The organism is Methylocystis sp., assembly GCF_021731785.1.
GTDB lineage: Bacteria > Pseudomonadota > Alphaproteobacteria > Rhizobiales > Beijerinckiaceae > Methylocystis.
This window is the reverse complement of the sequence record NZ_JAKFWS010000117.1, coordinates 1-5099: the sequence shown is the minus strand read 5'-3', so window position 1 is coordinate 5099 and position 5099 is coordinate 1. Positions and strand designations below refer to the sequence as shown.

At 62.5% G+C, this 5099-nt stretch carries 4 protein-coding genes and 1 pseudogene; 3 read left to right on the top strand and 2 right to left on the bottom strand.

What is annotated here, in order from left to right:
* Positions 1-704, top strand: a pseudogene (locus QZ964_RS16875) (tetratricopeptide repeat protein); the annotation flags it as partial.
* A gap of 63 nt (positions 705-767) precedes the next feature.
* On the opposite strand, the gene istB reads toward QZ964_RS16875, so the two are convergent.
* A complete protein-coding gene (istB, locus tag QZ964_RS16870; protein WP_292532941.1) occupies positions 768-1610 on the bottom strand; it encodes an IS21-like element helper ATPase IstB in 843 nt (280 codons plus the stop codon).
* Positions 1607-3133 (bottom strand): IS21 family transposase, encoded by a 1527-nt coding sequence (istA, locus tag QZ964_RS16865; protein ID WP_292532940.1) that lies wholly within the window; start codon positions 3131-3133, stop codon positions 1607-1609. Before istA ends, istB begins: the two co-directional genes overlap by 4 nt.
* A gap of 173 nt (positions 3134-3306) precedes the next feature.
* Here istA and QZ964_RS16860 point away from each other — a divergent pair, with 173 nt between their 5' ends.
* Positions 3307-3804: a hypothetical protein gene (locus tag QZ964_RS16860; protein WP_292532938.1), complete on the top strand. Its 498-nt coding sequence runs from the start codon at positions 3307-3309 to the stop codon at positions 3802-3804.
* A 154-nt stretch (positions 3805-3958) separates the two neighbouring features.
* Positions 3959-5011, top strand: coding sequence for a hypothetical protein (locus QZ964_RS16855; protein ID WP_292532937.1), 1053 nt, complete (start codon positions 3959-3961; stop codon positions 5009-5011).
* Positions 5012-5099 lie beyond the last annotated feature (88 nt).

Genomic DNA, 5099 nt, shown 5'->3' with positions numbered 1-5099 from the left:
GCGGGACGGATAAGCTCAATGAGGCGGTCGCCGCCTTTCGCGAGGCGCTGAAGGAATATACCCGCGACCGCGCGCCGCCAAAGTGGGCGATGACGCAGATGAACCTCGGCAATGCGCTTCAAAGGCTCGGCGAGCGCGAAAGCGGGACGGATAAGCTCAGTGAGGCGGTCGCCGCCTATCGCGAGGCGCTGAAGGAATATACCCGCGACCGCGTTCCGCTCGACTGGGCGTTGACGCAGATGAACCTCGGAAGTGCGCTTGCAATCCTTGGCGCGCGCGAGAGCGGGACGGATAAGCTCAGTGAGGCGGTCGCCGCCTATCGCGAGGCGCTGAAGGAGAGAACCCGCGACCGCGTTCCGCTCGACTGGGCGACGACGCAGATGAACCTCGGCAACGCGCTTCAAACGCTTGGCGAGCGCGAGAGCGGGACGGATAAGCTCAATGAGGCGGTCGCCGCCTATCGCGAGGCGCTGAAGGAGAGAACCCGCGACCGCGTTCCGCTCCAATGGGCGAGGACGCAGATGGGCCTCGGCAGTGCGCTTTTAAGGCTTGGCGAGCGCGAGAGCGGGACGGATAAGCTCAATGAGGCGGTCGCCGCCTATCGCGAGGCGCTGTCAACGGCGGAAACAAAATGTGCCAGATGGCGGCGTAAAAGTGTACCGGTCTGGTTGAGAGAAAAGGGCCGCGAAGCCCTTGTGATTTGAGTTGCCGCGCGGATTGAGGCGCGCGGAGCGTAGCGAAGCGCGGTTCAATGCGCGCGGCGGCGATTAGGTTTCTGTGGTGGCGTCTCCCTTGGCTGTTGGATGTGTGCGCGGCTCATCGGTATTGCGCCGCTGCGCTTTCTTGGCTGTCGCGAGCCGGTAGCTGTCGCCATTCATCTCCAGGATGTGGACATGGTGCGTGAGGCGATCGAGCAACGCGCCGGTGAGACGCTCCGAACCGAACACCGACGTCCATTCATCGAATGGCAGATTGCTGGTCACCAGCGTAGCGCCACGTTCATAGCGCTGGCTGAAGACCTCGAAGAGCAGCTCAGAACCAACTGCCGTGAACGGCACGTAGCCCAGCTCGTCGACGATCAGCAGTTTGACGGTGTTGAGATGTTTTTGCAGCGCCCGCAGGCGGCGCTCGTCGCGCGCTTCCATGAGTTCGTGCACGAGGGCGGCGGCCGAGGTGAAGGCGACACTGAAGCCCTTCTGGCATGCGGCGAGCCCAAGGGCGAGCGCGACATGGGTCTTGCCGGTTCCGGATGGACCGAGCGCGATGCAGTTCTGTCGCTTCTCGAGCCATTCGCACCGCGCCAGCTCCAGAACCAGCGGCTTGTTGAGCGAGGGCTGCGCGGCGAAGTCGAACGTGTCGAGGCTCTTGATCTGCGAAAATCGCGCCAGGCGAATGCGGCGCTCAACATTGCGCCGCTCGCGATCGATGCGCTCCAGTTCGCACAGGCGCAACAAATAGCGCGGGTAATCGGCGCGATCCTGCGCCGACTCCATCGCCACTTTCTCATATTCGCGCGCGAAAGTGGGAAGCTTCAGCGCCTTGAGATGATTGCCCAGCAGCACCTGCGGCGCGACAATTGTCGGGGAGCCTGGCTCTTGCGCATTGGTCATGCCGAACCTCCTGCAGCCGCTGGCGCGGAGGCGGCGCCGGCGATGAGCCTGAGATAGGCGCGTGGATCCGTCGCGCCGACCGTGGCGGCCGGCAGGTAAGGGTAAAATGTCAGATCGAGCCGCGCCGGCCGGTTCTCCAGTCTGGCGAGCAGCAGCATCTTCACCGCGTCGAAGCTGATCGCGCCAAGACGCAGCGCCTCCGCGACCGCCTGTTCGACGTGATGTTGATGGAAGTCCTCCATCAGCCGCAGCACCTGGATGAACTCGCGGCGACCGGCATTGCCCATCCGCGCTTCCATCAGCCGCCGCAGGCGATAGACGCAATCGGCAAGACGCCAGTCGTCGAGCGGCGCGGCTTGGTCGAGCGCCTTGCTCTTGTGTTCAAGCAGGGCGAGATAATGCAGGGGATTGTAGATGAACTCGGCCTGGTCGTAGCTGCGCAGGTGAGTGGCGATTGTCTCCCCGCGACAGACGATCTCGACCCGATCGACATAGCCCTTCGCCAGAACCTCCTGATGGCCGTAGCGCGTTGGAACCGAGTAATCATTGTTGCGATAGCGCACCAGCGCCATCGACGAGACGCGGGTGGCGACCTTGTGACAGGCGTCATAGGGCGCTGGTGGCAACGGCAGGAACGCGGATCGGTCCGCCTCCATGCGTCCGGCGATCGTCGTGGAATGGCCGCGCAAGATCGCCTGACGCCGCTTCGTGCAGGCGTCCAGGAGCCGCGCATTGAACGCCTCAAAACTCTCCGCGACAGGCAGAGGCGTCATGAAGTTGCGCCGGACAAATCCGACCAGGCCCTCTACCTTGCCCTTGTCGTTGCCCTTGCCCGGTCTGCCGAAGCGATCCTCGAACAGATAATGGCTCTGGAGTTCGGCGAACATTTGCGAGCGCAAGCGCTCGCCGCCCTTCACGATCTTTGCGACCGCGAGCCGCGTATTGTCATACAAAATGGACTGAGGGACGCCGTCGAAAAAGTCGAACGCCGCCACATGGCCATCGCAGAAGGCTTCCGCTGTCTCGGCGGGATAGGCCTTGACGAAGCAGCCGTCCGAATGCGGCAAATCCATGCAAAAGTAATGAAAGCGGACCTTCTTGCCGGCGATATAGGCGTCCGCCTCGCCGAAGTCCGCCTGCGCCTGTCCTGGGCGATGGCTCAACGGAATAAACATCTCGCGCGACCGCAGCAGGGCCCGCGCCACATACTCGCGCACGATCGTGTAGCCGCCGGAAAACCCCTCTTCGTCCCGCAACCGTTCGAAAATCCGTTGCGCTGTATGCCGCTGCTTTTTGTGAACGCTCCGGTCGCCCTCCAGAATATTGTCGATCCAGGCCATATACGGCCCGAGCTTCTTCGATACCGGTCGCTCGCGCCGCCGATAGCCCGGCGGAACAGAATACTGGAGCACCTTCGTGATCGTGTTGCGGTGAACGCCAAAGCGCTTAGCCGCCTCCCGGCGGCTCAGCCCGTCCACCATCACTGCGCGTCGTATCCCGGCGTAGAGTTCCACTGTGAACATCCTTTCGGCCTCTCCATGCCAGTCAATGACATCGAGTCGGCCTAGCAGGACCGGTACACTTTTGCGCCGCCATCAAAGCGACAAATCAAAGCCGGTTCAGTGGTACACTTTGCGCCCGCGATTTAGAGGCGCTGAAGGAAATCACCCGCGACCGCGTTCCGCTCGAGTGGGCGATGACGCAAATGAACCTCGGCAATGCCCTTCAAAGGCTTGGCGAGCGGGAGAGCGGGACGGATAAGCTCAATGAGGCGGTCGCCGCCTATCGCGAGACGCTAAAAGAAATCACCCGCGACCGCGCGCCGCTCCAGTGGGCGATGACGCAGATGAACCTCGGCAATGCGCTTCAAACGCTTGGCGAGCGCGAGAGCGGGACGGGCAAGCTCAATGAGGCGGTCGCCGCCTATCGCGAGGCGCTGAAGGAATATGCCCGCGACCGCGTTCCGCTCGAATGGGCGAGGACCACGGGCAATCAGGGCGTAGCGCTGATGCGTCTCGCCGAACGTCAAAAAAATGCGCAAACGGCGGCGACGGCGCTTCGACAGATCGACGCCGCGCGCGAAGTCATGCGCGCCGGCGGCCACGCGCCAGATGCGGCCTATTACGAATCCCGCTTGCTCGAGGCGCGAGCGCTCGTCGACGGTCTCAAGACGAGCGCGCGCAAGCCAAAGTGATTCTTGGCGCAGGCGCGCTGGACTGCTCAGTCTTTCTTTCGCGGTGTCGATATTGGGGAGGGAGCCGCGGCGATGGTCCTGATGCAGCAAGGCGGTCGACTTCAATGCGGTCAAGGGGCGTCAATGCAAGGAATTTTAACGGCAGGAGTTTTCAATGTCGGATCTCATCAAGGTCGCCGACTGGTCGGGAGCGCCCCGAGCGAGCGTTATCTTCGTGCATGGTCTTAGCGGCCATCCTTACGACACATGGCGTCGCGGACCGGACGACGACACCTTCTGGCCGCTTTGGCTAGCTCAAGACGTTAACGGCCTCGCCGTTTATACTCTCGGTTATGCCGCGCCCGCCTCGAATTGGCTTGGAACTGCAATGCCGCTGCAGGATCGCGTTGGGTCTGTCCGCGCCCGCTTGCTTGCAACGCCTGCCCTTCGTCAAGGGCCGATCACCTTTGTTTGTCACAGCCTTGGCGGCCTGATCGTCAAGCAACTCTTGCTCGATCTGAGCCAGGCCAAGGAACGTAGCCCCGAGGCGGCCGACCTCCTGGATCGCGTCAGGCAAGTCGTATTTCTGGCGACTCCCCATACGGGATCCTGGCAGGGGACGATGCTCGACCGGTTGCGGTTTCTGGCGTGGCCTTCGTCGATCGCTCGGGTGCTGACCGCGAATGATTCCACCCTGCGCAGCATCAATTTCGCCTATCGCGGTCTCGCCGACGACCGGCGGGCCGTTCTGAAGCATCTCGTCTTCTATGAAACCCAGGGGACGGCGGCTGGAATGATCGTCGACGAGGCCAGCGCAGATCCCGGCTTGCCAGGCGATCCGCCGGTGTCGATCGACGCCGACCATATAACGATCGCCAAACCGGCCCATCGCTCAGCGCTTCAATATGCGTTGACCAAAGACTTCGTTGAGAGAAACCCATCCCAGCCCGATCAGGGAACAGTCCTTACGACCTATCCTCTGCCGCCAGTGACATTCGAGCAGTCGAGCAACCTTGCGCCCAAACTCGTTCGGATCGCGTCTTTGCTGTTGTTCGCGCTGATCGTCGTCGCAGGCGTATCTGCTTTGTGGGGGCCGTCCTCAGAAGGAGATGTAACCGCGGAATGTGGGAGCGCCGCGCAGCGGGGCTGGAGCTGGTTTTCGTCGGTGACGATCACCGGATCGCGCGACTGCAGGAACGTCGTTCCCGGGCCCAACGAGAAGAAGTGAGGGGCGCGACATGGGGGCAATTTCCTGGGTTCGCAGAGCTTTCCTGATCGCAGCGTCTCGGCGCGTGCCGCGCCTCGTCTTTGCGAGC